General features: G+C 53.9%; 25 protein-coding genes and 1 pseudogene. 10 read left to right on the top strand and 16 right to left on the bottom strand.

Features of this window, described 5'->3' with window-relative positions; genetic code table 11:
• Positions 1 to 1,128: a glycosyltransferase family 4 protein gene (locus ACMWKK_RS08270; RefSeq protein WP_112780039.1), complete on the bottom strand. Its 1,128-nt coding sequence runs from the start codon at positions 1,126 to 1,128 to the stop codon at positions 1 to 3.
• Positions 1,125 to 2,195, bottom strand: coding sequence for a putative lipopolysaccharide heptosyltransferase III (rfaQ, locus tag ACMWKK_RS08265; RefSeq protein ID WP_072265591.1), 1,071 nt, complete (start codon positions 2,193 to 2,195; stop codon positions 1,125 to 1,127). Before rfaQ ends, ACMWKK_RS08270 begins: the two co-directional genes overlap by 4 nt.
• 150 nt (positions 2,196 to 2,345) lie before the next feature.
• Between rfaQ and ACMWKK_RS08260 the strand changes: the two genes are divergently transcribed.
• A complete protein-coding gene (locus tag ACMWKK_RS08260; protein ID WP_112780040.1) occupies positions 2,346 to 3,302 on the top strand; it encodes a polysaccharide deacetylase family protein in 957 nt (318 codons plus the stop codon).
• 24 nt (positions 3,303 to 3,326) lie between these two features.
• On the opposite strand, the gene ACMWKK_RS08255 is transcribed toward ACMWKK_RS08260, so the two are convergent.
• From ACMWKK_RS08255 to rfaD, 6 genes are read right to left on the bottom strand one after another with little or no spacing between them, the layout of a single operon-like run.
• Positions 3,327 to 4,541: an O-antigen ligase family protein gene (locus ACMWKK_RS08255; protein ID WP_112780041.1), complete on the bottom strand. Its 1,215-nt coding sequence runs from the start codon at positions 4,539 to 4,541 to the stop codon at positions 3,327 to 3,329.
• Positions 4,529 to 5,437, bottom strand: coding sequence for a glycosyltransferase family 2 protein (locus ACMWKK_RS08250; RefSeq protein ID WP_112780042.1), 909 nt, complete (start codon positions 5,435 to 5,437; stop codon positions 4,529 to 4,531). The genes ACMWKK_RS08255 and ACMWKK_RS08250 overlap by 13 nt, the downstream gene beginning before the upstream one ends.
• 5 nt (positions 5,438 to 5,442) lie before the next feature.
• Positions 5,443 to 6,552: a glycosyltransferase family 9 protein gene (locus ACMWKK_RS08245; protein ID WP_112780043.1), complete on the bottom strand. Its 1,110-nt coding sequence runs from the start codon at positions 6,550 to 6,552 to the stop codon at positions 5,443 to 5,445.
• A gap of 3 nt (positions 6,553 to 6,555) precedes the next feature.
• A complete protein-coding gene (gene rfaC / locus ACMWKK_RS08240; protein WP_112780044.1) occupies positions 6,556 to 7,539 on the bottom strand; it encodes a lipopolysaccharide heptosyltransferase RfaC in 984 nt (327 codons plus the stop codon).
• Positions 7,540 to 7,542: 3 nt separating this feature from the next.
• Complete coding sequence (gene rfaF, locus ACMWKK_RS08235; RefSeq protein WP_112780045.1) at positions 7,543 to 8,589, bottom strand: ADP-heptose--LPS heptosyltransferase RfaF; 1,047 nt, start codon at positions 8,587 to 8,589, stop codon at positions 7,543 to 7,545.
• A 2-nt stretch (positions 8,590 to 8,591) separates the two neighbouring features.
• A complete protein-coding gene (gene rfaD, locus ACMWKK_RS08230) occupies positions 8,592 to 9,524 on the bottom strand; it encodes an ADP-glyceromanno-heptose 6-epimerase (RefSeq protein ID WP_008502707.1) in 933 nt (310 codons plus the stop codon).
• 215 nt (positions 9,525 to 9,739) lie between these two features.
• On the opposite strand from rfaD, the gene kbl reads away from it, so the two are divergent.
• The 3 genes from kbl to ACMWKK_RS08215 all read left to right on the top strand — a co-directional run bounded on the left by kbl (position 9,740) and on the right by ACMWKK_RS08215 (position 13,710).
• Entirely contained in the window at positions 9,740 to 10,936 is a 1,197-nt protein-coding gene (gene kbl, locus ACMWKK_RS08225; protein ID WP_112780046.1) for a glycine C-acetyltransferase, read from the top strand.
• A 9-nt stretch (positions 10,937 to 10,945) separates the two neighbouring features.
• Positions 10,946 to 11,971 carry an L-threonine 3-dehydrogenase gene (tdh, locus tag ACMWKK_RS08220; RefSeq protein WP_021242426.1) on the top strand — a complete coding sequence of 342 codons (1,026 nt, stop codon included), beginning with the start codon at positions 10,946 to 10,948 and terminating at the stop codon, positions 11,969 to 11,971.
• Positions 11,972 to 12,132: 161 nt separating this feature from the next.
• Entirely contained in the window at positions 12,133 to 13,710 is a 1,578-nt protein-coding gene (locus ACMWKK_RS08215) for a phosphoethanolamine transferase (protein ID WP_112780047.1), read from the top strand.
• A 96-nt stretch (positions 13,711 to 13,806) separates the two neighbouring features.
• Here ACMWKK_RS08215 and ACMWKK_RS08210 read toward each other — a convergent pair.
• The 3 genes and pseudogenes from ACMWKK_RS08210 to ACMWKK_RS08200 form a co-directional block, all read right to left on the bottom strand.
• A pseudogene (locus ACMWKK_RS08210) lies at positions 13,807 to 14,268 on the bottom strand (hypothetical protein).
• Between the two features lie 98 nt (positions 14,269 to 14,366).
• Positions 14,367 to 15,281, bottom strand: a complete 915-nt coding sequence (locus ACMWKK_RS08205; RefSeq protein ID WP_112780048.1) for a hypothetical protein — start codon at positions 15,279 to 15,281, stop codon at positions 14,367 to 14,369.
• A 15-nt stretch (positions 15,282 to 15,296) separates the two neighbouring features.
• Positions 15,297 to 16,502 carry a glycosyltransferase gene (locus ACMWKK_RS08200; RefSeq protein WP_112780049.1) on the bottom strand — a complete coding sequence of 402 codons (1,206 nt, stop codon included), beginning with the start codon at positions 16,500 to 16,502 and terminating at the stop codon, positions 15,297 to 15,299.
• 204 nt (positions 16,503 to 16,706) lie between these two features.
• Between ACMWKK_RS08200 and ACMWKK_RS08195 the strand changes: the two genes are divergently transcribed.
• Complete coding sequence (locus tag ACMWKK_RS08195; protein WP_112780050.1) at positions 16,707 to 17,507, top strand: glycosyltransferase family 2 protein; 801 nt, start codon at positions 16,707 to 16,709, stop codon at positions 17,505 to 17,507.
• 3 nt (positions 17,508 to 17,510) lie between these two features.
• Here the strand turns inward: ACMWKK_RS08195 and ACMWKK_RS08190 are convergent, their stop codons facing one another.
• Genes ACMWKK_RS08190 through gpmM form a run of 3 tightly spaced genes read right to left on the bottom strand, consistent with a single transcriptional unit; the run spans position 17,511 to position 21,284 of the window.
• A complete protein-coding gene (locus ACMWKK_RS08190) occupies positions 17,511 to 18,443 on the bottom strand; it encodes a divergent polysaccharide deacetylase family protein (RefSeq protein WP_112780051.1) in 933 nt (310 codons plus the stop codon).
• Between the two features lie 3 nt (positions 18,444 to 18,446).
• Positions 18,447 to 19,730 carry a murein hydrolase activator EnvC gene (envC, locus tag ACMWKK_RS08185; protein WP_045328562.1) on the bottom strand — a complete coding sequence of 428 codons (1,284 nt, stop codon included), beginning with the start codon at positions 19,728 to 19,730 and terminating at the stop codon, positions 18,447 to 18,449.
• A gap of 9 nt (positions 19,731 to 19,739) precedes the next feature.
• Positions 19,740 to 21,284, bottom strand: a complete 1,545-nt coding sequence (gene gpmM, locus ACMWKK_RS08180) for a 2,3-bisphosphoglycerate-independent phosphoglycerate mutase (RefSeq protein ID WP_112780052.1) — start codon at positions 21,282 to 21,284, stop codon at positions 19,740 to 19,742.
• A gap of 246 nt (positions 21,285 to 21,530) precedes the next feature.
• Between gpmM and ACMWKK_RS08175 the strand changes: the two genes are divergently transcribed.
• From ACMWKK_RS08175 to cysE, 5 genes are all read left to right on the top strand, one after another.
• A complete protein-coding gene (locus tag ACMWKK_RS08175) occupies positions 21,531 to 21,962 on the top strand; it encodes a rhodanese-like domain-containing protein (RefSeq protein WP_023309913.1) in 432 nt (143 codons plus the stop codon).
• Positions 21,963 to 21,973: 11 nt separating this feature from the next.
• Positions 21,974 to 22,225 carry a glutaredoxin 3 gene (gene grxC / locus ACMWKK_RS08170; RefSeq protein ID WP_045328557.1) on the top strand — a complete coding sequence of 84 codons (252 nt, stop codon included), beginning with the start codon at positions 21,974 to 21,976 and terminating at the stop codon, positions 22,223 to 22,225.
• Between the two features lie 32 nt (positions 22,226 to 22,257).
• On the top strand, positions 22,258 to 22,725 hold the full coding sequence (secB, locus tag ACMWKK_RS08165; protein ID WP_003860835.1) for a protein-export chaperone SecB: 468 nt from the start codon (positions 22,258 to 22,260) through the stop codon (positions 22,723 to 22,725).
• Entirely contained in the window at positions 22,725 to 23,744 is a 1,020-nt protein-coding gene (gpsA, locus tag ACMWKK_RS08160) for an NAD(P)H-dependent glycerol-3-phosphate dehydrogenase (protein WP_112780053.1), read from the top strand. Before secB ends, gpsA begins: the two co-directional genes overlap by 1 nt.
• 74 nt (positions 23,745 to 23,818) lie before the next feature.
• A complete protein-coding gene (gene cysE, locus ACMWKK_RS08155) occupies positions 23,819 to 24,640 on the top strand; it encodes a serine O-acetyltransferase (protein WP_008502718.1) in 822 nt (273 codons plus the stop codon).
• A 32-nt stretch (positions 24,641 to 24,672) separates the two neighbouring features.
• Here cysE and trmL read toward each other — a convergent pair whose 3' ends face one another.
• Together trmL and ACMWKK_RS08145 are read right to left on the bottom strand one after the other, a co-directional pair.
• Positions 24,673 to 25,143, bottom strand: a complete 471-nt coding sequence (gene trmL / locus ACMWKK_RS08150; RefSeq protein ID WP_045328551.1) for a tRNA (uridine(34)/cytosine(34)/5-carboxymethylaminomethyluridine(34)-2'-O)-methyltransferase TrmL — start codon at positions 25,141 to 25,143, stop codon at positions 24,673 to 24,675.
• A gap of 45 nt (positions 25,144 to 25,188) precedes the next feature.
• Positions 25,189 to 26,529 carry an MFS transporter gene (locus ACMWKK_RS08145; protein WP_112780054.1) on the bottom strand — a complete coding sequence of 447 codons (1,341 nt, stop codon included), beginning with the start codon at positions 26,527 to 26,529 and terminating at the stop codon, positions 25,189 to 25,191.
• Positions 26,530 to 26,575: the final 46 nt, after the last annotated feature.

The following is a 26,575-nucleotide window of genomic DNA, read 5'->3' as shown; positions in this document are numbered from 1 at the left end:
TTAATCCAGTAATTTTTGATAAAGCGAAATAAGCTGACTTGATAGTTTTTCGGGAGTGGCGTCTTTAACACGTTCCCGTGCCGCGCGTCCCATATCGTTATTTTTTTCCAGAGAAGGAATGGCGGATATCGCTTCCTTCAATGTGTTGGTATCAAGCGCGTCACAATAAAATCCGTTCTGGCCTTGCTGAATAAATTCGGCTCCACCGCAGCTCTCTGAAGTAATGACGGGCAAGCCGCAGGCCATCGCTTCAAGAATGACGTTAGGAAAGGGATCATACAGCGTTGGCAACAGTAAACCATCGGATAGCTGATAAAAAGGTAGCGTTTCTTTTTGCATCCCCAGAAAACGGATTTGCCCCTCACAGCCAAGTGAACGGGCAAGGTCGCGATAACGGCTTTCTGCTTTATCCTGTCCAACCACAATCAGCCAGGCCGCTGTTCCAGCGATAGCGCGTATGGCGCTCGCCAGACCTTTTCGTTCAAACCCTGAGCCGACAAAACAGAACACCACGGCATCGGCTGGCAAGCCAAACTGCTGACGCAGCGCGGCGCGCTGTGCTTCCTGGGCCGGAACGAAGCGGCTAGAATCAATAGAATTATAAATCACATGTATTTTATTCGCGTCAATATCAAAATCTTCGATTATTTCGCGTTTGATCATCTCCGCGTTACAGATAACCGCTTTGAGTTCAGGCGCCTGGTACATTTCTCGTTCGGCATGCATCACGTAGCGGTGATAGCGATCAACCATCAGCATCTTTGCACGCCACGCGGGTAGAATGCGCGCGCGCTGCACTAGCCAGCGACGATGCACCCCATCCCCTGCGCGATAGATGTCGCAGCCCGGGATGCGCTCGTGGCTTTGCACAATATCAAACTGCAGTTGCTGCCACAGTGCCCGTGCGGCATGGGCAAAACCACGCTCGCGGCTGATGCGGCCCCACTTATGCGGATCGCAAATGTGGATATGCCAGTCGTCTTGCTTCTCTCCCTGCCACTCACGCGTGATGACGTTGAGTTCTAAATTTTGGTTGCTCAACGCGGTAAGGGCGCGCGAAACGAAGCGTTCCGCGCCGCCATCAGGGCGATATTTTTGGCGAACTATCGCCAGACGATGGTGTTTCATGACAGATATCTCTTTGCAGCGGAGACGACAGCATCCACGGGAATGGCGTCGAGATAGCGTTCTTTCGTTTTGGTATCAATGGCGTCCGGATCGGGGAGCGGGCCGTAGTCGCCAGCCCAGATGACCTGGCCGTTGACCTGCCATGGAGACCAGAACGTCAGTTTGGAAGGGCCAAACAGCGCCACGCAGGGCGTCTGCAGCGCGGCGGCCATATGCATCGGCACGGAGTCCACGCCAATAAACAGCGAGGCGTGATCGATAAGCGATGCCAGCTGGCGCAGCGTCAGCTGACCCGCCAGCGAGACGACGCCGCTCTTTGGCGACGCGGCGAGAATACGATCGACCATCGCCAGCTCTTTTTTGTCCGGCCCCGCGGTGAGCACAACCGTATGCCCATCCTGCTGCAATGCAGTAATGGTTTGCGCCATTTTGTCTTCATCCCAGCATTTAAAGAACCAGCGTGACGTCGGCTGAATCACGATGTAGCGCTCGCCCACACCCGTTTGCGTCAGTCTTTGACGGGCATAATCCCAGTCTTCTGCGGTGTAGGCCATGGTGACGGCAGGCTGCGGCGCGACCGGTAATGGAGAAAGAATGGAGAGGTTTTGCTCAACGGTGTGCAGGGACTGGTGATTCGCAACGGAGACTAATTCACTGTGACAAAAACGCCAGAATGCGTTGTTGCGTTTGTTAAAGGCGAATCCGAGGCGAACCGGCGCGCCGGTGAAGCGGGTGACAATCGCGCTACGCCACTGATCCGCAAGGTTAATCACCAGATGATAATGTTGCTTCCTTAACGCCCGCAGCAGCTGCCACTCTTTTTGAAGATGCTTCAGCGTGCCCAACTGCTTCCATTTACGGTCGATGCCATAAATTGTCCCGATCGCCGGATGCGCGGCGAGCATATCGCGCGTTTCTTCATACAGCAGGACGTCAATCTGCGCCTGCGGCCACTTTTGCCGTAATGAATCAATGACGGGAGTGGTCAGCAACATGTCGCCATGATGGCGGAGTTTGATCAGTAAAATGCGCAAATCAGGCGTGTCAGGTAAGTTATTCATCATCATCTTATCGGCGTTGTACTGATGGCAATTCTAATAGACCTGGTAACGACTTGCACTCTTTCTCCATAATCTCAGGAATTTCCCTGGAAGGGTTTACTCATGCTTTGGAGAGTGCGTAACATAGCGCTAACTTTCCTGTCTTGCGGACTCATTATGAACAAACCAGCGTTTATCATCACGATTGATACTGAAGGCGATAATCTCTGGCAGAACCACCGCGTCATTAAAACGGAAAACGCGCGCTATCTGGCGCGGTTCCAGGCGCTGTGTGAGCGTTTCGGCTTTAAGCCCGTATGGCTGACAAATTATGAGATGGCAATAGAGCCCGTTTTTATCGCATTCGCCAGAGACGTGATTGCCCGCGGTCAGGGGGAAGTGGGGATGCATCTCCACGCATGGAATAGCCCACCGGAGCACGATCTCACGGGAGACGACTGGCGCTGGCAGCCTTACCTGATTGAATTTTCGGATGAGGTGATGCGTGAGAAAGTGCTGTTTATGACCCGCCTGCTTGAAGAGACCTTCCAGACCAAAATGTTAAGCCACCGTGCGGGTCGTTGGGCATTTGATAGCCGCTACGCCAGGTTACTGATTGAGCTGGGCTATCAGGTTGATTGTTCCGTTACGCCGCGCGTGAACTGGCGCAACGCGAAGGGGGCGCCGCAAGGGCATGGCGGAACAAATTATCAGCATTTTCCAGATCACGCCTACTTTATTGATGTTGATGATATCTCCCGTGCAGGCAATAGCCCATTACTCGAAGTGCCGATGAGCATTCAGTATAAACACCCGGCCTGGCTGAACACGGTTAAGCAGGGCTACGATCGCCTGCGCGGCAAATACCGCTCACCCTCTGTTAACTGGCTAAGACCATCCGGCGGTAATGCGGCGCAAATGATTCAGGTCGCACAGCAATCCCTGTCTAAGGGAAGCGAGTACGTGGAGTTTATGCTTCATTCGTCAGAATTTATGCCCGGGGGAAGCCCCACGTTTAAAGATGAGGCAGCGATCGAAGGGCTGTATCAGGATCTGGAAACACTCTTTAGCTGGCTATCCGATAAGACGGTGGGGATGACGCTGGCGGAGTTTTATCAGTACAAGAAAAAATAATGCCCGCGATGCGGGCATTATCACTTACTGGCGTTGTCTGGTTTGTGAAAAGAGTGTACTTAGCGCAAATACGGTGACAAAGAAGATTAAGGCTTCTGAACTCAACAGTATGACGTCCGTCAGGCCATAGAGTAATAAAAGAAGCATAGTTGTTAGCAGCAGGCCGTTTCTATTTTTAAGTGCGTAAGCGATCATCGATATATAGAAGAAGAATAATATCGCCAGCCCGGGGATCCCCTGCAGAGAATACTTTTCTATAAACTCATTGTGCAGGTGCACCCTGATAAACTCGAGTGCGGCCGCGAGATGTGGATGCCCATTATTCACATATCGCTGTGTCCATACTTCGCGGTCTTCAACTGACTGCCCTAAAGGATGAGCCAATCCGTTTTGAATACCCACACTCCACATTGAAAAACGTGCGCCGAGTGAAGTTGCTTCATATCCTTTTTGATAATTTTCTACTTCAGCTTGTGTTTGTTGTATCTTTGGTAAAATTAATGGCTTGTAGCTAACGATAACAATACCTGCCACAATACATAAGAAAATTAGCGTTGATTTAAGGTGAATTCTTCTGAAGTGATAAAGTGTCAGTACAATCGCCAGAAGCAAATAAAGCGCCATTGCGGCACGTGTACCCGTCAAAAGAATGATGAAATAAGATATTAAGATGATGAATCCTGCGGCAACATACAGTTTTATATTTTTCTGAAGGTAAAGGCTGTATACAAACGCCAGTGACAGTACAGAGTAAACATAGGCAGATACGGTCGCACGGTTTATGGCCATCTCTATACGCTCCATACCCTGTGATGCCTGCCATAGGCCATAAACAGTCGCAAATACAAACCCTGTACCAGAGGCATACAAGAAATATTTCTGGAAAGATGCTTTATCAACGTAGGCCTTAAACCGATCAAGATAGAAAACGAGAATACTCGCTAAAATCAATTTTTTGCTGGCGCCAAGATAATCGCTATAAACGTTCAAACCTTCATTATGATATTCATACGTCATATACCAGGCAAGGTTGAGCAATCCAATTAGCAAAATGGGTAGCGCAATGGAAAAGGGACGCAGGGTGATTTTTTTATATTCGCAGGCCAGGCCGATAATGCTGGCATATACTGCAACATAAAAGAATTCTCGTTGTTTACCTGAGCTCAGCAGTGCCAGCGCAAGCGATATAAGGCTCAAAAGCAGCGTAAGCTGATAAAGCCGCAGTTTTACTTTTTCCATAATGCCTCAACAACCCTTTTTTTATAGCTGAAACGAACGTCGCTGGAGAAGAAAAAAGAGAACGAATAGAGTGCTCTTACCCGCTGTTTAACCAGTGTGAGTTGCAGGCCGGTCAGATGTTGCTTGTGGTTACTGTAAATATCAAACCAGTGACAATTAATGAGATGCCTAAATATGTGCGGGAATGTTTTTTCCATTCGTAATGTGCATTCTACCAGCGTAGCGATTTTACTGGCATCCAGACGACTCGATAAGCTGTCGCCACGTTTGATATAATAATAGTGTCCCAGACGTTGATAGACTATTTTACTCGCTTGCATCAGCATGCCAGGAAATACCGCGAAATCTTCATAACAGACCATCGAAGGAATCGGGTTATTTACATACAATTTTCGATGAATGAATTGCCCAATAAGATGCGCCTGAAAATCTTTGTGCTGCAGGAACCGCGTTATTGCCTCATGTTGTGACAAAGCAACAGGCGAGAATCCCTGCCAGTCGGCGGTGATTTTTTTGGTGTCGCGAATTTCCATCAGGCGCGTCAGTAGCATATCAGGTCGCGCTGTTTTGAGGAACGCCACGGCGTCCCGGATGCTACCTGGTTTCAATCGATCATCGCTATCCAGCATGGTAATGTATTCACCTGACGCCAGAGAGACAGCATTGTTTCTGACGTGACCTACATTACGGTACTCAACGTATCGGGATTGCGCATTCGGAAGCGCTGGCAACCACGCCTCAATAATATCTTGCGTTGAGTCAGTAGAACTGTCGTTAAAGATAATGACCTCAACAGCATCGCCCGCATTATCAATCGCGTTTTGCAGGCTTTCGAGCGTTGCGTCAAGCGTATTCTGGGCGTTATGCGCGGCAATAATGATGCTTAGAAAAGCCATAATAATCAGTTTCCCTGAGCATCAGCGGTATATGCGGTTGTATTAGCAGTCGGTAACGCGCAAATAAAATGTCTAATGTTGTCCAGCGATTCATCTGTTACAGAAAAGAGTTCTTCCCGGCTCTGTGAGAAGTAATAGCGTGTTTCAAAAACATACGAGCAAATATTGTCATCATTACCAATCAGTAACACGTTGCCAAGCGGGCGCTGTTCGTAGTGGCAGCAGGGGCCAAACAGTAAGACGACCGGCACGCCTACCGCATCGGCAATGTAAACATTTCCCGAGTCGGACGCGATATAACAATCCATTTTAGAAATGGCCCACGGAAGTTCTTCAAGCGAGATTTTGCCGATCAGATTGATAAAGTTGGGCAGTTCGCCGTAAGCGCGGGTGATGTCGTCCATCCACGATTGTTCATTGGGGGCGCCAAAGACGTAAAATTCGCAGGGCAGGTCGGCGAGACGATCGGCAATTTGCTTCCAGATGACCGGCGGAACGGTTTTCGCTTTATTCCCTGCGGCAACGCTGATGCCGATGCGGATCACGCCGGGTTTATCGAGGATTGCCGGATAGGTCGCGGGTTTGAAAAGTGGCTTTGTCGCGTGCTTTGGCGCGTCTTTCCAGGTCAGCGTACGGTCGGCAAGCTTAAGATAGTTTGTAACCGACAGCGTCTTTCTACCGTGTTCAACGGTACCGTCTGCCGTTGCATAGAAAATCCCGTGATACCACCTGCGGGTGTAGGTGCTTAAAAATTGTTTGTTTTTGGCATTACACGCGGAGGCGAAAAAGAGGTTCACGCTGTTAGGCTGAAGAAGATAGACATTGTCATAGCGGTTCATGATCCGGCAGGCAAAAACCAGCTTTCGCCACAGGTTACGCTTATGCTGCTCGATAAAAAATATCTCGTCGATCGTCTCATCGTGCTTCGCCAGCGCACCTACGCCACGACTGACGAGCACGTCGCTTTTTTGCAGGTATGCCAGAAGGGGCGTTGCATTAACAAAATCGCCAATTTTAGCTGTCTGAATGACCAGGTTTTTACCTGTCTCTTTACGAAACAGCTTCCGGATAAGCTTCACCGGAAAGAGTAAAATCAGCAGAAATACGTAACTCATGCGCTAGATATCCCTGTTGGAAAGCCAACGGCTGCCCTGTAAAAATGAAAAAATCGCATCTGCGCTGATATCCTTTGTTTGCTGGGTGGGGCTGACCATCTGATGCTGGTTTTTACCGTAACCCCCGATCAATCCAGGATCGGTCGGACCAAAAATCGTAATATTCGGGCGATCCAGCGCCGCGGTCAAATGGCTTAGGCCCGTATCAACGGAAACAACAGCATTTGCCCCCGCCAGCTGTGCTGCAACCTGCGCCAGCGTGAGTTTTGGCAAGACCTCAACGTGTGAAAAGCCAGACGCCAGACGCTCTGCACGCTGCCGCTCATGCTCTGCGCCCCACGGGAGTTTAATATGGATGCCGGTGGGTTGCATTAGTTCAATCAGGCTTCGCCAGTGCGTTTCCGGCCAGTGTTTATCGTCGCGCGTTGTGGCATGCAGGAAGACAAGATAAGGCTGAGCACAGGGATCTGTATTACGCAAAAAGTGCTGCGCAATGGCGTAGTCGCCCTGGGCTTCAGGTTTCGCATAGCCCAGGCTTTTTGCAAACAGCTCGCGGGTACGTTCGACGGCATGCTGTTGCTTAGCGATGTGGTGGCGGCGGTTATAGAACAGGCTCGCCAGCGGTTCGCGGGCGGTGTGCCAGTCCATGCCGTGCTTTACGCCATGTGCCAGACGCGTCACCAGCGCCGCGCTTTTCACCAGCCCCTGGGCGTCGATGATAGCGTCGTAATGCTGTGCCCGCACCGCCTCACGAAAGGCTTTGCGTTCGGCTTTAATCGGCGCGGAGAACCACGCTTTGCGCCAGCGGCGAATCGCCACCGGTATCACGCGGTCAACCGCTTCATGCCAGGTGGGGATTTGCGCGAAGCCTTCTTCCACCACCCAGTCAAAACGAATGCCGGGTATGGCCCGCATGGCGTCCGTCAGCGACGGCAGCGTATGCAGAACATCGCCCATGGAAGAGGTTTTAACGATCAGTACCCGCATTCGTTATCCTTCTTCGCTCAACAGCAGTTCGTTAAGCTCTTCGAGCACGCGCGCGGGCGTAATGTCGATCAGGCTCTGATGATAACCTTCTGCGGCATCGCCTTTGCGCACCTTGTGGTAGCCGGTGATCAGGCGAATGACGCGGGCTTTATGTGAAAGCGGCGGCGTGAAGTCCGGGCTGCTTGGGCCATACAGCGCGACCAGAGGGCGGTTGAGCGCAGCGGCGACGTGCATCAGGCCAGAGTCGTTGCTGACCACAGCCTTACAGGCGGCAATCAGAATCACCGCCTGTTCAAGCTGCGTTTCTCCCGCCAGGTTCCGGCACCAGGCCTGCTGTTCATTGCTGAGCGTCGCGAGGATTTCGTTGCCGGCCTCGTGGTCTTTTGCCGAGCCGAACAGGACAATCTGGTAGCCTTCGTCAATCAGCTGTTTTGCCAGCTCCGCATAGTGATAGTGCGGCCAGCGTTTTGCCGGACCGAACTCGGCGCCGGGGCAGAAGCCAATCAACGGGCGTTCAGACGACAGACCAAACGCGTTACAGGTCTGGGATTTTTCACCGTCGTTAACCTGAAGCTGCGGCCAGAGCAGCGGCTGCGGCAGGTCTTTCGCGCTGCGCATCACGCCTTTGTCGTAGGCCAGCGCCACATAGCGCTCCACCATTAATGGCCAGGCCGCTTTATCCAACACCCGCGCATCGTTCAGCAGTCCGTAGCGCATTTCACCGCGCCAGCCGGTGCGGTGTGGGATGCCCGCAAAGAAGGGCACCAGGGCAGATTTAAAGGAGTTTGGCAGAACGTACGCGCGATCGTAGCGCTTCTCGCGCAGGCTATGGCCGAGCTTGCGGCGCTCGCCGATTTCCAGCGCCCCGTGGCCGAGCGGCATCGGGATGGCTTCATTCACTTCCGGCATACGCGATAACAGCGGACGGCACCACGCGGGTGCCATCACGTCGATTATCGCCTGGGGATAACGCGCCTTGAGCGTGCGATAGAGACTTTGCGACATCATCATGTCGCCCACCCATGACGGGCCGATCACCAGAATTTTCATACTTACGCGTCGCGGTTCAGCCAGGCCATATATTCCGTTACCCCTTCGGCAACGGTCTTGAACGGCTTGTCGTAGCCTGCAGCGCGCAGGTTGGTCAGGTCAGCCTGGGTGAACGCCTGATAGCGGCCTTTCAGCTTGTCAGGGAACGGGATGTACTCGATGCTGCCTTTTTTGTGATACGCCAGCGTCGCGTCAGCCACCGCCTGGAAGGATTCCGCACGGCCGGTACCGAGGTTAAAGATGCCGGATACGCCGTTTTCCCAGAACCACAGGTTGACGGCCGCCACGTCGCCCACGTAGACGAAATCGCGCTTAAAGCCGTCGCTGCCTTCGAACAGTTTCGGGCTTTCGCCGTTGTTCAGCTGTGTGTTGAGATGGAACGCCACGCTTGCCATGCTGCCCTTATGGCCTTCGCGCGGTCCGTAGACGTTGAAGTAACGGAAGCCGACGATCTGGGAGTTCGCTTCTGGCAGAACCTGACGCACGTACTCGTCGAACAGGAATTTAGAATAACCGTAGACGTTCAGCGGCTGCTCATATTCGCGGGACTCAATGAAGTCCGAGGTGCGGCCGCCGTAGGTTGCCGCGGAAGAGGCGTACAGGAACGGAATTTCACGCTCCAGGCAGTAGTGCAGGATCTCTTTAGAGTACTGATAGTTGTTGTCCATCATGTACTTGCCGTCCCACTCTGTGGTGGAAGAACACGCCCCTTCGTGGAAGATGGCTTCGATCTCGCCAAACTCTTCGCCTGCCATAATCTGGATAAGGAAATCTTCTTTATCCATGTAGTCAGCGATGTTCAGATCTACCAGGTTGACGAACTTGGTGCCGTCTTTCAGGTTGTCAACCACCAGGATGTCGGTGATGCCTTTGTCATTGAGAGCCTTAACAATATTGCTGCCGATAAAGCCCGCGCCGCCGGTAACGATGATCATAACGGTAACCTTTGAAGTGTGGAGCCCGGGCACAATCCCGGACGCTAATGTTTCTATCATATCATCACAATGCCCTGTCTTCAGCCATTCACCGACATAGCGCAAGGGTACGCGTGATTTATGCTGCAAAAACGAGAAGAGATGACGCGTCATCTCGTCATGAACTATAGGTTTGGGTAATATGTCCCGAAATTTGCCGAGTCTGGAGAATTGCAATGCGTGGTGATTTTTATAAACAGTTAAACAGCGACCTCGAGACCGCACGTGCGGAAGGGTTGTTCAAGGAAGAGCGTATTATCACGTCTGCTCAGCAGGCGGACATCACCGTTGCCGACGGCAGCCATGTGATCAACTTTTGTGCGAACAACTATTTAGGTCTGGCGAATCACCCTGAGCTGATTGCCGCTGCAAAAAACGGCATGGATACCCACGGCTTCGGCATGGCCTCCGTACGCTTTATCTGCGGCACGCAGGACAGCCACAAGCAGCTTGAGCAAAAGCTGGCGAGCTTCCTCGTAATGGAAGACGCGATTCTCTACTCCTCCTGCTTCGACGCCAACGGCGGTTTGTTTGAGACCCTGCTCGGCGCAGAAGATGCGATTATCTCCGACGCCCTGAACCACGCCTCCATCATCGACGGCGTGCGCCTGTGTAAAGCGAAGCGATTCCGCTACGCCAACAACGATATGGTCGAGCTGGAAGCACGCCTGAAAGAGGCCCGTGAAGCCGGTGCTCGTCACGTGCTGATCGCCACCGACGGCGTGTTCTCCATGGACGGCGTGATCGCCAACCTGAAGGGCGTGTGTGACCTGGCGGATAAATACGACGCGCTGGTGATGGTCGATGACTCTCACGCCGTGGGTTTTGTCGGCGAAAATGGCCGTGGCTCGCATGAATACTGCGACGTAATGGGCCGCGTGGACATCATCACCGGTACGCTGGGCAAAGCGCTCGGCGGCGCGTCCGGCGGCTATACCGCCGCGCGTAAAGAGGTGGTTGAGTGGCTGCGCCAGCGCTCCCGTCCGTATCTGTTCTCCAACTCTCTGGCGCCGGCGATTGTTGCCGCCTCCATTAAGGTGCTGGAGATGGTGGAGTCCGGTGCTGAGCTGCGCGACCGTCTCTGGTCCAACGCCCGCCTGTTCCGTGAAAAAATGAGCGCCGCAGGGTTCACCCTGGCCGGTGCCGACCATGCCATCATTCCGGTGATGCTGGGCGATGCGGTCGTGGCACAGCAATTTGCCCGCGAGCTGCAGAAAGAAGGGATTTACGTCACCGGGTTCTTCTTCCCGGTGGTGCCAAAAGGTCAGGCGCGTATCCGCACCCAGATGTCTGCGGCGCACACGCCTGAACAAATTGAACGTGCGGTGGAAGCCTTCACCCGCATCGGTAAACAGCTGGGCGTCATTGCCTGAGGACGTGTGATGAAAGCGTTATCCAAACTGAAAGCGGAAGAAGGGATTTGGATGACCGACGTGCCGGAGCCGGAAGTCGGTCATAACGATCTACTGATCAAAATTCGTAAAACGGCTATCTGCGGTACTGACGTTCACATCTACAACTGGGACCAGTGGTCGCAGAAAACCATTCCTGTCCCGATGGTTGTCGGTCACGAATATGTCGGTGAAGTGGTGGGTATCGGCCAGGAAGTGAAAGGCTTCAAAATCGGCGACCGCGTCTCCGGTGAAGGCCATATTACCTGCGGCCACTGTCGTAACTGCCGCGGCGGGCGTACGCACCTGTGTCGTAATACCATCGGCGTGGGCGTAAACCGTCCGGGCTGCTTCGCGGAATATCTGGTGATCCCGGCCTTTAACGCCTTCAAAATCCCGGACAACATTTCTGACGATCTTGCCTCCATCTTTGACCCGTTCGGCAACGCGGTACACACGGCGCTCTCCTTCGATCTGGTGGGTGAAGACGTGCTGGTTTCCGGTGCGGGCCCAATTGGCATCATGGCGGCGGCCGTGGCGAAGCACGTGGGCGCGCGTAACGTCGTGATCACTGACGTGAACGAGTACCGTCTGTCCCTGGCGCGCAAAATGGGCGTCACCCGCGCGGTGGACGTATCGAAAGAGAGCCTGACCGACGTGATGGAAGAGCTGGGCATGACCGAAGGCTTTGACGTGGGGCTGGAGATGTCCGGCGCGCCACCGGCGTTCCGCACCATGCTGGATACCATGAATCACGGTGGCCGTATCGCGATGCTGGGTATCCCGCCGTCAGATATGTCTATCGACTGGAACAAAGTCATCTTCAAGGGGCTGTTCATCAAGGGCATCTATGGCCGCGAAATGTTCGAAACCTGGTACAAGATGGCGGCGCTAATCCAGTCCGGTCTGGATCTGTCCCCGATCATTACTCACCGTTTCTCCATTGATGAGTTCCAGCAGGGCTTTGACGCGATGCGTTCTGGCCAGTCAGGGAAAGTGATCCTGAGCTGGGATTAAACCCACCAGCGGGCACCCGTATAAGCGGGTGCCATCGCGACTTTTGATGGTTTGAATTTTCGGATTTTTCTTGTTATGATTTAATCACTTATTACTCTTTTTCCACACGTTTATTAAGAATAATTACGTCAGGAAGACACTCTCAGGCTGGTCAAAATATTATGTCCACGCACCTTTCGCTGAAGTTAGTTGATACAACTTCACGATTTACTTCTTTTTTAACTCTGGCTATATCTCTCTTAACATTTATTACTATAAATATTTTACACGCCAAATATAATTTAGTAATTAACAGAACGTTTGTTTTTCTGCTGATATTGTTGATGCTCAAGTGCATAGACAATAAATTAATCAGAAATGTACTGGCGATTGTGTTCCTCATTCCGGTTGCGGCAGATGTTTCGCTACAGCTGTTCGCATGGAGAAATTTCGATTCCGCATTTAGTTATGGGTTTGCAATGAGCATAATCCATTCCTCACCGGATGAAGCAAATGCAATGCTTAGCTTGTACTGGCGTGAATGTATTATTTTTATCACACTTTTTGCTTTTTTTATTTATACCGTAAATACGGGCGCATGGCCTGTTGCACAGCAGTTTCGGCGCTGGCCTGCCATTGTGCTTGGTATGACGTTATTGGCTTTTTATGGTCAGGCTTTACAGCATCAGCTAAGGAAAAGCAGCGTCGAAAGTCTGGCACAGCGCGTGGTGCAGGCGACGCCAGTCAGTACAGCAAAAGTTTTTATGCAGGCTATTGAAGATAACGCGGTTATCGCGAGCATTGGTGATCACATTCCTGATTACAAGCTCACGCTTTCGGAGACCGGTATTGAGAACTATGTACTGGTCATCGGTGAGTCTGAGCGAGCGGCGAGCATGGGGATCTACGGTTATCAACGAGATAACACACCAGAGTTGGAAAAGCAGAAATCGCATCTTTTACTGTTCCGTAACGCTGTAGCGCCAGCCCCGGTGACAATTATGGCCGTACCGTTGGCCTTGACCGCTGATAAAGTGAATATTCGCGATCCGCGAAAATATAGTGACAATGTTATAAATATTGCCAATAAAGCAGGCTATGAAACGTATTGGTTTAGTCGTCAGGGCAAAGGCGGGGCGCATAATAACGTCATTACCGGAATCGCTATGAATACAAAACATCATGAATGGATCGAAGGCGGTTACGATGAAGATCTGTTGCCTTTTCTGCAGAATTCATTAAAAACCCCAGGCAAAAAAGTGATCGTCTTGCATTTATATGGCAGTCATGAACCTTCCTGCACGCGTTTTCCGGCCAACCAGGCGGTGTTACAGGGTGATAATGAGGCAGATGACTGTTATGACAACTCGGTACGTTATACAGACACGTTGATGGGCAAGATGTTTAGCATGCTGGAAAATTCGCGTTCTTCAGTCATGTATTTCTCCGATCACGGTTTGACCCGTGAGCCGCAGCGCGCTGTCGTTTACTCTCATGGTAATGTGAATCCTCCCCGCGCGGCTCTGCATATCCCTATGTTTATCTGGTATGGGCAGGTTGATCGGGATAAGCAATACACCGGCGACTATAATACTGTCTGGTCTGCTGAGGATGTGAACACGCTTGCTGAACTGTGGTTGGGGATCCATCGGCAGGGCCAACCTGTAAAGTCGATACAATCCTGGCTTGCCGGTTATGATAAGAATGTCGCAGTACTGGATACAACAGGCAAGACCTATTACTGGAGCGATTTACATTAATCCAGACGCTTCAATAAATAACATCGGTTGTATTCTCTGCCACAAACGGGAACGTAAAACAATAAAAAGGGGCCTGAGGGATCCCCAAAAACATCATTAGTACATCATGATAATATTTCGATAGGCCCTCGCTATATCGGCGTATATCCTGTCGGGGTTCATCCCCGGCAGGAGTTCTGGCGACCGCAGCATGATATTTTCATTCAATATCGGATACGACAGCACCCTGCGTGATTTCTCACTACTCGCCTCGAACCGTCGATTTATTCCCTTCCTTTCAAGGCAATATCCCGCGCCATCTGCCACTCTTCATCCACACAAACTGAAAGGCTGTGTGTAAGGCGAGGTATAAGCTGTTGATAGACGCAGGGAATGTCACTGAACATCAGGTCGCTGTTGAGGTGCCGATCAACTGCAGATATCTGCCGATGCTGGTGAGAGAACGTGAAGCACCGCGCGTCAGAGACACGGCCATATCGAGGAGATCATTTTTACGATACTGGTGAGTGGATTCAGAAAGTGGCTGAAAAATTCATAGTAAACTTGCGTAGCAGGCATAGAGGGGGGACCTTACTTCTTGGTGGAACACAAAGTAGATCACAACCTTCAATGCCTGTGTTTATTTAAGGGGAGCCGTTAGGCCTGTGGCCCCTTTTTTACTGACTCTTTTTCTCTTCGTCCGTCAGGTAACGCACCTTGCGGGTGTAGTCCTGACCTTTGAACAATAGTTTGTTATCCGGCGATTCAAGATACTTCTGCCATTCGGAAAGAGGGAAACCGCCGTGCGCGCCGATCACCTCTTTCGGGACCACGGCTTCCTGCCCGCCAATCTTCTTGGAGACCGGCCAGTTCATCCAGTCGCCCAGATTCACCGTTTTTAAATCCAGCATATCCAGCAGCGCGGCGAGCGGCAGCTGATCGGTTGGCGGCTGCGTGTCGTCCATCAGTTCCCAGGTATCCTGGAACAGCGTCAGCCACAGCGGGCAGATACGGCGCCAGGTCTTTTTGGTTGCCGCAAGAAACGCGCCGTTAACGTGATCGACCAGATACGGACGTACCGTCTCTTTGTAATAGGCCGGCACTTTCTCCGCTGGCGCACCGTCCAGCTTGGCAATCATTTTGCCCTGACGGAAGCTGGAGTAGATGTGCATATCGGCCATCTCGATCTCGGGCATCTTGAGCAGGTTGAGATCGGAATCAATCATCAGGATGCCTTCACCGCGTGCCTGCAGCGGGGCGTTAAGCTTCACCAGACGGCTAAGGTAGATCTGCTTATAGCGGTAACCTTCTTCACGCACCGGAAGATTAAGCGTCACTACGCGGGTTTTAGGCGGCAGTACCCCAAAGGCGGATTCGGGCTGATCGCTGACGATGACGATTTCGCTCACTGCGGTGGCATAACGTTCCGCGAAGGTGGCAGAGAGTAATGCTTCTTCGACGAAATCTGCGCCGGTACACGGGATCACAATCGAATCTACCGCAGCACGTGAGCCCGTTACGGGCAGAGCGCTATAGGGAATGTTGTGTCGCCCGGTGATATGACGATAGCGAGCATTAAGAAATTTAAACATAGTTATCTCGTTTGGTTAGTGCGCGCCAAGCACGGCTTCGACACCGCTGACATAGTTTTCGATGGCATAGGTCTGACAGACGTTCTGGTGGGCAGCCGCAGCCAGTCTGGCCCGCAGCGCCGAATCTGCCCAGATATTGTCCAGATGCTGTGCCAACTGTGACACATCGCTCCAGGGGAAGAGTAGCCCGGTCGAATCATGATCAATCAACTCCGCCGTGCCGGTCACCTGAGACCCAATCACGGGGATATTGAGCAGCATTGCTTCCAGCACCACGCGCGGCAGCCCTTCGCTTTTTGAGGCGAGGATAAAGGCGTCAAACGTCGCGAGGTAATCAAACGGGGTATTCTGAAAACCGGTGAAGATGACGCGGGATTCAATGCCCAGCGCTCGGGCCTGTTCCGCTAAAGCGCGGCGTTCGCCACCTTCGCCGACCAGCACCATTTTCCATTTCGCCTGCGGATGCTTCTGGCTGAACTGTGCCAGCGCCTCCAGGGTGTGGTGGTTTGCTTTGCGGGGAATTAACGACCCGATACTGCCGAACACAAACGTGTCGTCACCGATGTTAAGGTGCTGGCGCATCGCGCGTCGGTCAGGTAATGGCTGGTGGATATCGATGGCGTTATGAACCGTCGTGCACAGTTCGGGCCGGACGCCATGCTGAAGCAAAACGCGCTCAACGCCATGCGAGACGGCGATGATTTTTGCGGCATGGGCATTCACCAGGTTCACCACCGGCGGAGTCAAAACAGGCTCGATGCGGCAGTGCTGAATCAACCGCGCCTGCAGTTTTGCCGCCGCGAGATAGCCTTCCTCATTTGAGCCCGGTTGATTATTCATATAGAGCGTATCGAAACCGCCCTGCATGAAAAGGGCTACGATTTTGCTGACGTTAGGCCTGATGCGCCACATCATATCCACACGACGCGTCAATGCCTTACGGGCGCTGCGTGAGAAAAACAGCAGGCTACGTCCCGCTTCCTTTAACAATTTGGCCCAAACCGGCTGCTGACGTTGAGGGATCACGATGAGCGGAATGCCGATGCCGTTGAGCACCTGGCCGATTGTTTCCCCTTCCGCACGACTATAATCACTGTAAAAACAACAGGTAATATCGAATTTATCGCGATTGATTCGCTTCAGGAGTTCCAGCATACTGTTGGTGCCTCCTCCCCATTCTTTACCCGTATCCAGGAGGAGAATTTTACGTTTGTGCGGCATGTCTGAATCCGTGTGCTACCCTTCATCTGACTGCATTATAAAGAATCTGTTGAAATAAAATAGATTTTTGTCTGTTTCTGTGTTTCAGCAACAGAAAAAACTTCAAGCGTGCTTATTTGAAAAGTGTGATTCTGGACTTAATCGTTTCTACTCATTTACATAGTATTAATAAAATTAATTTAGGCTGCTATTGAGAGTGGGAAAATGTTTAAAATAACGGTCTGCTTATTAACGTTTAATTCTGAAAGATTATTGCACGATGTTATCCCGCCTCTTTTAAAAATAGCGGATGAGGTCGTCGTTGTTGATTCAGGCAGTACGGACAAAACACGATATATTTGTGAGAGCTTTGGACTGCTGCCCTTTTATAAAGAGTTTGGCTGGCATGGCGAACAGATGAACTATGCCATATCCTTAGCCAGCAATGACTGGGTGTTGTGCATCGACAGCGACGAAATTCTTGACCAGGAAACGGTGAATGCCATTTTAACGTTAAAAGCCGGTGATGAGCCCGACTCCGGCACGGCATGGCGAATATGCCGCCACTGGTTTGTTCTGGGTGAAGAAGTCCGTACCCTTTATCCCATTTCCTCTCCCGATTTCCCCGTGCGTCTTTTTAACCGTAAACAATCTCGCTTTAATAACAGGCCGGTAGACGATAAGGTCGAAGGTTTTCTCCGCTCTGAACGTATTCCGGGTTACGTAAAACACGATACATTTCCCACCCTGCATGAGCTTTTTAATAAATTGAATGGTTATACCACCCGCCTGGTGCAATATCACAATATACGCCCCTCTATCGGACGCGGCGTAATCAGCGCCATCGGCGCTTTTTTCAAATGGTATCTGTTTAGCGGTGCCTGGCGTCAGGGCAAGGTGGGGATGGCAACAGGACTGTATGCCACCGCCTATAGCTTTTTGAAGTATTTCAAATCCTGGTATCGGCACCAGGAGAAAAAAGAGCCCGTTGCTAACGAGCAGACGGACTCTCAGATTGCGAAATAAGCGTCAGGCTTTCTTACCCCATCCCTGCCACTGATGCTGGAAATATTGCACCAGCGTACTCTGGCTCACGCTTTCGCCAATCACAGAGAAGAAGCGGGTCGCATAGACCGGTTCAAGCGGCTGCTTCGGTGCACAGCGCTTCACGCCGCGGAACGGATTACGTGGCGTAGTCGGTGCGGGCTGCGCAGAATTCGGCGTAGAGGTATCGACCTGCGGCTCGTTCAGCAGATCGCTCGGACGCACCAGCGTGATGTCGGCAGGCAAGGTCGGCAGCATCTGCTGCAGGACGCGAACGGTAGACGGGTGCGGGTGACCGATGGCAATGGCTGAGCCATTACGACGGGCCAGCTGTATCGCGCGATTAAACTGAACGCGGATATCGGCTTCGTTCTGGGTATCGTCCAGAAACACCTTGCGCTTAATCACCTTGACGCCCGTTCCCTGAGCGGCACGCATCGCCTGGCTATTGCCGATGGTCATGCTGTCGAGGAAGTAGAGGTTGTAACGCTCCAGCGCCTGCATCACTTTCAGCATCCCGTACAGGCTGGACGTCATCGCGCTGCCCATGTGGTTGTTCAGGCCCACGGCATACGGCACTTTGTTGTATGCGTCGCGGATGATGCGCTCGATCTCCTCGCTGCTCATATCCGGGCGCAGGGTGTCTTTTTCCAGCGGCTGCTTGCTGAGCGGCGCCATAGGCAGGTGGATCAGCACCTGATGCCCGCTGTTGTGGGCTTTGGTCGCCATCTCACGCGCGTGAGGAGCATTCGGAAGGACGGCGACAGAGATGGCCGACGGCATCGCCAGCACCTGATTTTCATAATGTGGACGATAACCGAAGTCATCAATCACGATGGCGAGTTTACCTGCATATACCGGTGCAGCCAGCGCCAGCGCGCTGACGACGGAGAAAACGAATCGACGAAATTGAAGCAAAACTTATCTTCCCAACCACGGCTGTGGATTGACCGCCTGACCCTGACGACGAATTTCGAAATAGAGTGACGGGCGGCCCTGACCGCCACTGCTGCCCACAAGTGCGATGGGTTGGCCTGCGCGCACCTGCGTGCCGACGCTGACCAGCGCGCTCTGGTTGTAGCCGTAAAGGCTCATGTCGCCTTTACCGTGTTCGACCACCACCACCAGCCCGTAACCCTGCAGCCAGTCGGCCAGAATCACGCGGCCATCGGCAATGGCTTTCACTTCGCTACCTTCAGACGCACCGATAACGATCCCTTTCCAACGTAGCTCACCCTGCAGCTGTTCGCCATAGCGATGCAGAATTGAACCACGAACGGGCCAGAAGGCCTGACCGCGAGGCGAGCCCAAACCACCGGTACGCGACATCAGGGAACGTTCGCTCTCGCTTGGCTTGTAGGTTGTCCCTTTGCGGGACGCTTCCTGCTGCTTGTCGCGAACGGCCTGCGCCTCGCGAGCCTCTTTTTCGGCGCGCGCTTTCGCCGCGGCTTCCGCACGGGCGATGCTGTTACGCAGTTTGGATTCGTTGGCGCGCATTTCGCTCAGCTGGCTCTGGCCTTCCTGAATGGAGGATTCAAGGCCAGAAAGGGTTTTCTTACGCTCGTTCCGGGCCTGCTCAAGCTTCGCCTGCTGGGCCTGCTGATCGTAGAGCAGCGTCTGCTGCTGGCTCTGCTTCTCTTCCAGCTCGGCTTTTTGCGTGGAGACCTCTTCGCGCGTCTGCTTCAGCTGCGCGATCGTCTCCTGACGTGCCTGGTTGAGGTAGCCAAAGTAGGCCTGCAGGCGCTGGCCGCGCTGGCTCTCTTCGCCGCTGAGGATTAGCTGGAGTCCGGTATGTTCACCCTGGCGGAATGCGGCATCAAGCTGAGCGGCAAGATTGCGCTCCTGCGCATCACGCTGGCGCTCCAGTTTGGCTATCGACGCGTTCATTTCGTCGATCTGCTTATTCAACTGGGCGAGGGTGTTTTGCGTTTCACGAAGTTTTCGCGTGGCGGCGGAGATCGCCTCTTCCTGCTGCTTAAGCTGGGCGAGCAGGGTGGCGCGCTGCTGTTGCTGCTGGCGTACCGCGCGCTCTTTGGCGGCGATATCGGCCTGAATGGATTTTAGCTGGTCGCGGTCATCCGCGTGGGCGGATGCGGCGCACAGCAATACGCCAGCGCTGAGCGCGCTGGCGTAAAACAGAGGTCTGACTGATAACCTAAGCGGCTTCACGACCCATGTGACTGAAAAAATCGCCTTTCCCCTCATGGGGAGCGATTATTCCACGATGAACAGCGGCTTACCAGTCATCTCTTCAGGGATCGGCATCCCCATTAGCGACAGCATGGTTGGCGCGATGTCAGAAAGCTTGCCGCCTTCCACTGCTTTCAGGGATTTATCACCCACATAGATCAGCGGAACAGGCAGGTTGGTATGGGCGGTGTGCGCCTGGCCGGTCGCCGGGTCGCGCATCTGTTCAGCGTTACCGTGGTCAGCGGTGATCAGCAGCTGGCCGCCAACGGATTCCACCGCTTTCGCCACCTGTTCAACGCAGTGGTCCAGCGCTTCAACCGCTTTCACCGCCGCTTCCATCACCCCGGTATGACCGACCATATCGCCGTTCGGGTAGTTACAGATGATGGTGTCGTACTTGCCGCTCTCGATGGCCGCAACCAGTTTTTCCGTCAGCTCGGCAGAGCTCATTTCTGGCTGCAGATCGTAGGTGGCGACTTTCGGGGAGTTGATCAGAATGCGGTCTTCGCCTTTGAACGGTTCTTCAACGCCGCCGTTAAAGAAGAAGGTCACGTGCGCGTATTTTTCCGTTTCGGAAATACGCAGCTGCGTTTTGTCGTTCTTCGCCATCCACTCGCCGAAGGTATTGGCCAGCGAGGCGGGTGGGTACGCGCATGGCGCTTTGATGTCTGCCGCGTATTCGGTCAGCTGGATGAAGTCGAGGTTTACCACTTTCTTACGGGCAAAACCGTCGAAGTCGCTGTTGACGAACGCACGGGTGATTTCGCGCGCGCGGTCAGCGCGGAAGTTCATGAAGATCAGCGCGTCGCCATCTTCCATGGCGGCATCGGCCTGGCCTTCAGCGCGAATCACGGAGGCTTTCACGAATTCGTCGTTTTCATCACGCGCATAAGCCGCTTCCAGCGCTTCAACGGCGGTCGCGAACTGGAATTCACCTTTTGCCAGGGTCAACAGGTCATAGGCCTGTTCAACGCGATCCCAGCGGTTGTCGCGGTCCATGGCGTAGTAACGACCAATGATGGAGGCGACGCGGCCTTTACCTAGCGCGGCGAATTTCTCTTCGAAGGCTTGCAGAGAGCCTTTTGCGCTGCGCGGTGGCGTATCGCGACCGTCCAGGAAGGCGTGCAGATAGATTTTTTCCGCACCGCGCTCGGCGGCCAGTTCAACCATCGCCATGATGTGATCTTCGTGGCTGTGGACGCCGCCAGCAGAGAGCAGGCCCATAATGTGAACGGCATTGCCAGCGGCAACGGCTTTATCAACCGCGCCAGTCAGCGTCGGGTTGGAGAAGAAGGTGCGTTCTTTGATTTCAACGTCCAGACGCGTCAGGTCCTGATACACGATACGCCCGGCGCCCAGGTTAACGTGACCGACTTCGGAGTTGCCCATCTGGCGGTCCGGCAGGCCCACTTCCAGGCCAGACGCGTCAATCAGCGTATGCGGACGTTTCGCCCACAGCGCATCCATGAAGGGAGTTTTGGCGTTGAAAATAGCGTTATCCTGGCTGTCTTCACGGTAGCCATAGCCATCCAGAATCACCAGTACCATAGGTTTTTTAGAAACCGACATTGCGACAACCTCATGCTCAAGAGTCAAAATTTGCGTAATTTTACTACAGCTGAATCGATCAAATAGCCGCAGAAGATCAAAGAAAGCGCGGAGGAAAAGTGGCGACCAGACCATTTTGAGGCATTTTTTTAGGTGGCATGCCGCAGAAAATGGATTAGGTTAAGGTCGCTGGCTGTATTTGCCACAACGCACAGGTATACTCCTGTCCTGGTTTTTTTATCACTTAGTCGGGAGTAGTTACCCTCCATGCAAGAAATTATGCAATTCGTTAGCCGCCATCCGGTTCTGAGCATCGCGTGGATTGGCCTGCTGGCTGCTGTGCTGTTCACCACATTTAAGAGCCTGACGTCTAAGATTAAGGTTATCACCCGTGGTGAAGCGACGCGTCTGATTAACAAAGAAGATGCCGTCGTGGTCGATCTGCGTCAGCGTGACGATTTCCGTAAAGGCCACATTGCGGGCGCAATCAACCTGCTGCCAGCGGAAATCAAAGCGAACAACGTCGGTGAGCTTGAAAAACACAAAGCCCAGCCGATTATCGTTGTGGATGCGACCGGCATGCAGGCACAGGAATCTGCCAGCGCGCTGCATAAAGCAGGCTTCGAAAACGTAACGGTGCTGAAAGAAGGTATTTCCGGCTGGAGCGGGGAAAATCTTCCTTTGGTGCGCGGTAAATAAGGAGTTCAGTCATGGCCCATATTGAGATCTATACCAAAGCGACGTGCCCGTTCTGCCATCGTGCGAAAGCGCTGCTGAACAGCAAAGGCGTCACGTTCCAGGAACTGCCGATCGACGGTGACGCCGTCAAACGCGAAGAGATGATTCAACGTAGTGGCCGCACGACGGTCCCACAGATTTTTATTGATGCGCAGCACATTGGCGGCTGTGATGACTTGTATGCGCTCGACGCCCGTGGTGGACTCGATCCGCTGCTGAGCTAAGAGACTTTAGGACAATTAAAAAGGGTATTTCCATGTCAGAACAAAACAACACCGAGATGACTTTCCAGATCCAGCGTATCTACACCAAGGATGTCTCTTTCGAAGCGCCAAATGCGCCACATGTTTTCCAGAAAGATTGGCAGCCAGAGGTTAAACTTGATCTGGATACCGCATCTACCCAGCTGGCAGATGACGTGTATGAAGTCGTGCTGCGTGTGACTGTTACCGCCTCTCTGGGCGAAGAAACCGCGTTCCTGTGTGAAGTTCAGCAGGGCGGTATCTTCTCTATCGGCGGTATTGAAGGCAACCAGATGGCGCATTGCCTGGGCGCGTACTGCCCGAACATTCTGTTCCCGTATGCGCGTGAATGCATCACCAGCCTGGTTTCTCGCGGTACATTCCCGCAACTGAACCTTGCGCCAGTTAACTTTGATGCGCTGTTCATGAACTATCTGCAGCAGCAGGCTGGCGAAGGTGCTGAACAACATCAGGATGCCTGATGAGCACTGTTAATGCGTCAATGACTGTGATCGGTGCCGGTTCATACGGCACCGCTCTTGCCATCACGCTGGCAAGAAATGGTCACGAGGTGGTTCTCTGGGGCCACGACCCAAAACATATCGCCACGCTGCAGCGCGATCGTTGCAACGTCGCGTTTCTTCCGGACGTTCCGTTCCCTGACTCTCTGCACCTTGAAAGCGACCTCGCGACCGCGCTGGCGGCCAGCCGCAACATTCTGATTGTGGTGCCGAGCCATGTCTTCGGCGACGTGCTCCGCCAGATTAAGCCGCTGATGCGCCCGGATGCGCGCATTGTCTGGGCGACAAAAGGACTGGAAGCCGAAACCGGACGCCTGCTGCAGGACGTTGCCCGCGAAGCGCTGGGCGATGCGATCCCGCTGGCGGTCATCTCCGGCCCGACCTTTGCCAAAGAGCTGGCCGCTGGTCTGCCGACAGCCATTTCGCTGGCCTCCACCGATCCGGCCTTCTCCGACGATCTCCAGCAGCTGCTGCACTGCGGCAAGAGCTTCCGCGTCTACAGCAACCCTGATTTTATCGGCGTGCAGCTGGGCGGGGCGGTGAAGAACGTGATTGCGATTGGTGCCGGAATGTCCGACGGCATAGGTTTTGGTGCCAACGCGCGTACGGCGCTGATCACCCGAGGGCTGACCGAAATGTCGCGCCTGGGCGAAGCGCTGGGTGCCGATCCGGCCACCTTTATGGGGATGGCGGGCCTGGGCGACCTGGTGCTGACCTGTACCGACAACCAGTCTCGTAACCGCCGCTTTGGCATGATGCTCGGACAGGGCAGCGATGTAAAAAGCGCGCAGGAGAAGATTGGTCAGGTGGTTGAAGGCTACCGCAATACCAAAGAAGTCCGCGAGCTGGCGCACCGTTTCGGTGTCGAAATGCCAATAACCGAGGAAATTTATCAGGTATTGTATTGCGGAAAAAATGCGCGCGAGGCAGCATTGACCTTATTAGGTCGTGCGCGCAAGGACGAGCGCAGCAGTAACTAGTCGGAACCGTTGTCACCTGAATGACCCAGCCAGCGCAGAACTGGCTGGTCATTAACTATCGTCTGGAGTAAGCAATGCCGTGTGAAGAACTGGATATCGTCTGGAACAATATTAAAGCCGAAGCCCGGGCGCTGGCCGACTGCGAGCCTATGCTGGCCAGTTTCTACCACGCAACGCTACTCAAGCACGAAAACCTCGGCAGCGCGCTGAGCTATATGCTCGCTAACAAGCTGGCTTCTTCGATCATGCCCGCGATTGCCATTCGTGAAGTGGTGGAAGAGGCTTACGCCGCTGACCCGGAAATGATCGCCTCTGCCGCCTGTGATATCCAGGCCGTGCGCACGCGTGACCCGGCGGTCGATAAATACTCTACGCCGCTGCTGTACCTGAAAGGCTTCCACGCCCTGCAGGCTTACCGCATCGGCCACTGGCTGTGGAATGAAGGCCGCCGCGCGCTGGCAATTTTTCTGCAAAACCAGGTCTCCGTGACGTTCCAGGTTGATATTCACCCGGCGGCGAAGATTGGCCGTGGGATCATGCTCGACCATGCCACAGGCATTGTTGTGGGTGAAACGGCGGTGATTGAAGATGACGTCTCGATCCTGCAGTCGGTCACCCTGGGCGGTACCGGTAAAACCAGCGGCGATCGCCATCCGAAAATTCGTGAAGGGGTGATGATTGGCGCGGGGGCCAAAATCCTCGGCAATATCGAAGTCGGGCGCGGCGCGAAGATTGGCGCAGGTTCGGTTGTGCTTCAGCCCGTACCGCCGCACACCACCGCCGCTGGCGTACCGGCGCGCATCGTTGGCAAGCCAGACAGCGATAAGCCGTCCATGGATATGGATCAGCACTTCAACGGCATTCACCATACCTTTGAGTATGGTGACGGCATCTGAGATTTTGCCCGGTGGCGCTGCGCTTACCGGACCTACCTTAATATGGCGCCGGGGTAACCCAGCTGGCGCCAGGCTTCATATACCACCACCGACACCGCGTTCGACAGGTTCATGCTGCGGCTGTCCGGCATCATCGGAATGCGGATCTTCTGCTCAGCGGGCAGCGCATCCAGAATCGTGGCCGGCAGGCCGCGGGTTTCCGGGCCAAACATCAGATAGTCACCTGCCTGATAGCTCACGGCGCTGTGCGCTGGCGTGCCTTTGGTGGTCAGGGCGAACATGCGCTGCGGCCGCTCAGCTTCCAGAAACGCGGCGTAATCATGGTGGCGAACCACGGCGGTAAATTCATGATAATCCAGCCCCGCGCGGCGCAGGCGCTTGTCGTCCCACGTAAAGCCCATCGGCTCAATAATGTGCAGGCGAAAGCCGGTGTTGGCGCACAGGCGGATAATATTGCCGGTATTTGGCGGAATTTCTGGTTCGAATAAAACGATGTTAAGCATGCTGCCCCCTTAATTGCGGGGGCAGAATAGCAGAAAAGAGCGGAACTACGCGACGCCAGGTTCCTGCGAGCGGCTGTACAGCATTTTGTAGACGGTTGCCGCCGCGGCCACCAGCGCAGGCACGCTGAGGATCATTAAAATACTGTCTGCCTGCCACTGCATGGAAAGCAGCTGGGCGCTGGTCATGGTGCCCGCCACGCCGCCAAAGCGGCCGATGCCCTGCATCCAGGCGATGCCCGTCGCGCGGCACTCGGTAGGGTAAAAGGTGGCGGCCAGGGTCTGCATACCCGACTGCGCGCCGTTCATCGCGATCCCCATCAGGAAAATCAGCCCGCCAAACAGGGCGATATGATTATGCTCAATGCCCAGTAGCAGAATAAGGCCCATCGTCAGCACGAAACCACACGCGACCACCCTGTGCGCTTCCCAGCGGTCCATCATCCAGCCTGCGAGCAGAATGCCTGCGGTGCCGCCGAAGGTGAAAAGCGAGGTGAGCCAGGCGGATTCCGCCAGGGCATAGCCCATCCCCTGCATCAGCGTCGGCATCCAGCTCAGCAGGACGTAGTAGATGACCAGTCCCATAAAATAGGTTATCCACAGCATCAGGGTGCCGGGCAGCCAGGGCATGGAAAATAGCTGCGACACGCTCCCTTTTTTAGAGGGAACTTTCTCCTCCGCCAGGAAAAAGCCCGTGACGCTCTCCAGGGTGCTGCGGGCGAAGCGGCTGGCGATACGGCGGACCTGCATGACGTCCTTCCCGCGCTGCACTAGAAACTTCACCGACTCCGGCAACAGCAGCGCCAGCAGCAGCGTTAACATCAGCGGGGCAATCGCGCCGGTCAGCAGCACGCTTCGCCAGCCGTGGTGGGGAATTAGCCAGGACGAGATCGCGCCGCCGCCCGCCGCCCCCAGAGGGAAGCCGCAGTACATGGTATTGATCGCCATGGCGCGACAGCGCTGGGGGGCGAACTCGGAGATCAGCGTAATGGCGTTCGGCATGGCGGCACCGAGCCCCAGGCCCGTCAGAAAACGCCACAGCGTCAGGGTATTCAGGCTTTGCGCCCAGGCCGTTCCCAGGCTTGCAAGACCGAAGAACAGGCAGGAAAAGACCAGCACGCGCTTGCGTCCGATCCGGTCCGATACCGGACCGGCGACCAGCGCACCCAGCGACAGCCCCAGCAGCGCCGCGCTCAGCACCGGGCCCAGATCCTGCTTGTGGATCCCCCATTCCGCCGACAGCGTAGGCGCGATGTAGCCCATTGCCGCCGTATCAAAGCCGTCGATCGCCAGAACCAGAAAGCCCAGCACAATGAGCAGCCAGTGAAACCCCGAAAAGGGGCTCTCATCGATCACCTGCTGAATATCCACCTTGCCTGAATACGTCATACGCTCCCCTTCGATGTGATGTTGTTTTTGTGTTCTTGTATTTGCT

This window comes from Enterobacter sp. 01-M-03-SI-ECC (assembly GCF_047530215.1).
GTDB classification, from domain to species: Bacteria; Pseudomonadota; Gammaproteobacteria; order Enterobacterales; family Enterobacteriaceae; genus Enterobacter; species Enterobacter chengduensis.
Note: the sequence above shows the minus strand (reverse complement) of the source record. Positions and strands in the feature narration are given on the sequence as shown.

Coding starts and splice junctions, on each gene's coding strand:
- ACMWKK_RS08270 (WP_112780039.1), bottom strand. CDS start 1,128: ATGAAACACCATCGTCTGGCGATAGTTCGCCAAAAATATCGCCCTGAT.
- ACMWKK_RS08205 (WP_112780048.1), bottom strand. CDS start 15,281: ATGTTTAAATTTCTTAATGCTCGCTATCGTCATATCACCGGGCGACAC.
- grxC (WP_045328557.1), top strand. CDS start 21,974: ATGGCCCATATTGAGATCTATACCAAAGCGACGTGCCCGTTCTGCCAT.
- rfaD (WP_008502707.1), bottom strand. CDS start 9,524: ATGATCATCGTTACCGGCGGCGCGGGCTTTATCGGCAGCAATATTGTT.
- ACMWKK_RS08245 (WP_112780043.1), bottom strand. CDS start 6,552: ATGAGTTACGTATTTCTGCTGATTTTACTCTTTCCGGTGAAGCTTATC.
- ACMWKK_RS08145 (WP_112780054.1), bottom strand. CDS start 26,529: ATGACGTATTCAGGCAAGGTGGATATTCAGCAGGTGATCGATGAGAGC.
- kbl (WP_112780046.1), top strand. CDS start 9,740: ATGCGTGGTGATTTTTATAAACAGTTAAACAGCGACCTCGAGACCGCA.
- rfaC (WP_112780044.1), bottom strand. CDS start 7,539: ATGCGGGTACTGATCGTTAAAACCTCTTCCATGGGCGATGTTCTGCAT.
- ACMWKK_RS08250 (WP_112780042.1), bottom strand. CDS start 5,437: ATGGCTTTTCTAAGCATCATTATTGCCGCGCATAACGCCCAGAATACG.
- ACMWKK_RS08175 (WP_023309913.1), top strand. CDS start 21,531: ATGCAAGAAATTATGCAATTCGTTAGCCGCCATCCGGTTCTGAGCATC.
- trmL (WP_045328551.1), bottom strand. CDS start 25,143: ATGCTTAACATCGTTTTATTCGAACCAGAAATTCCGCCAAATACCGGC.
- ACMWKK_RS08195 (WP_112780050.1), top strand. CDS start 16,707: ATGTTTAAAATAACGGTCTGCTTATTAACGTTTAATTCTGAAAGATTA.
- envC (WP_045328562.1), bottom strand. CDS start 19,730: ATGAGGGGAAAGGCGATTTTTTCAGTCACATGGGTCGTGAAGCCGCTT.
- secB (WP_003860835.1), top strand. CDS start 22,258: ATGTCAGAACAAAACAACACCGAGATGACTTTCCAGATCCAGCGTATC.
- ACMWKK_RS08255 (WP_112780041.1), bottom strand. CDS start 4,541: ATGGAAAAAGTAAAACTGCGGCTTTATCAGCTTACGCTGCTTTTGAGC.
- rfaQ (WP_072265591.1), bottom strand. CDS start 2,195: ATGATGATGAATAACTTACCTGACACGCCTGATTTGCGCATTTTACTG.
- gpsA (WP_112780053.1), top strand. CDS start 22,725: ATGAGCACTGTTAATGCGTCAATGACTGTGATCGGTGCCGGTTCATAC.
- cysE (WP_008502718.1), top strand. CDS start 23,819: ATGCCGTGTGAAGAACTGGATATCGTCTGGAACAATATTAAAGCCGAA.
- rfaF (WP_112780045.1), bottom strand. CDS start 8,589: ATGAAAATTCTGGTGATCGGCCCGTCATGGGTGGGCGACATGATGATG.
- ACMWKK_RS08215 (WP_112780047.1), top strand. CDS start 12,133: ATGTCCACGCACCTTTCGCTGAAGTTAGTTGATACAACTTCACGATTT.
- ACMWKK_RS08200 (WP_112780049.1), bottom strand. CDS start 16,502: ATGCCGCACAAACGTAAAATTCTCCTCCTGGATACGGGTAAAGAATGG.
- ACMWKK_RS08260 (WP_112780040.1), top strand. CDS start 2,346: ATGAACAAACCAGCGTTTATCATCACGATTGATACTGAAGGCGATAAT.
- gpmM (WP_112780052.1), bottom strand. CDS start 21,284: ATGTCGGTTTCTAAAAAACCTATGGTACTGGTGATTCTGGATGGCTAT.
- tdh (WP_021242426.1), top strand. CDS start 10,946: ATGAAAGCGTTATCCAAACTGAAAGCGGAAGAAGGGATTTGGATGACC.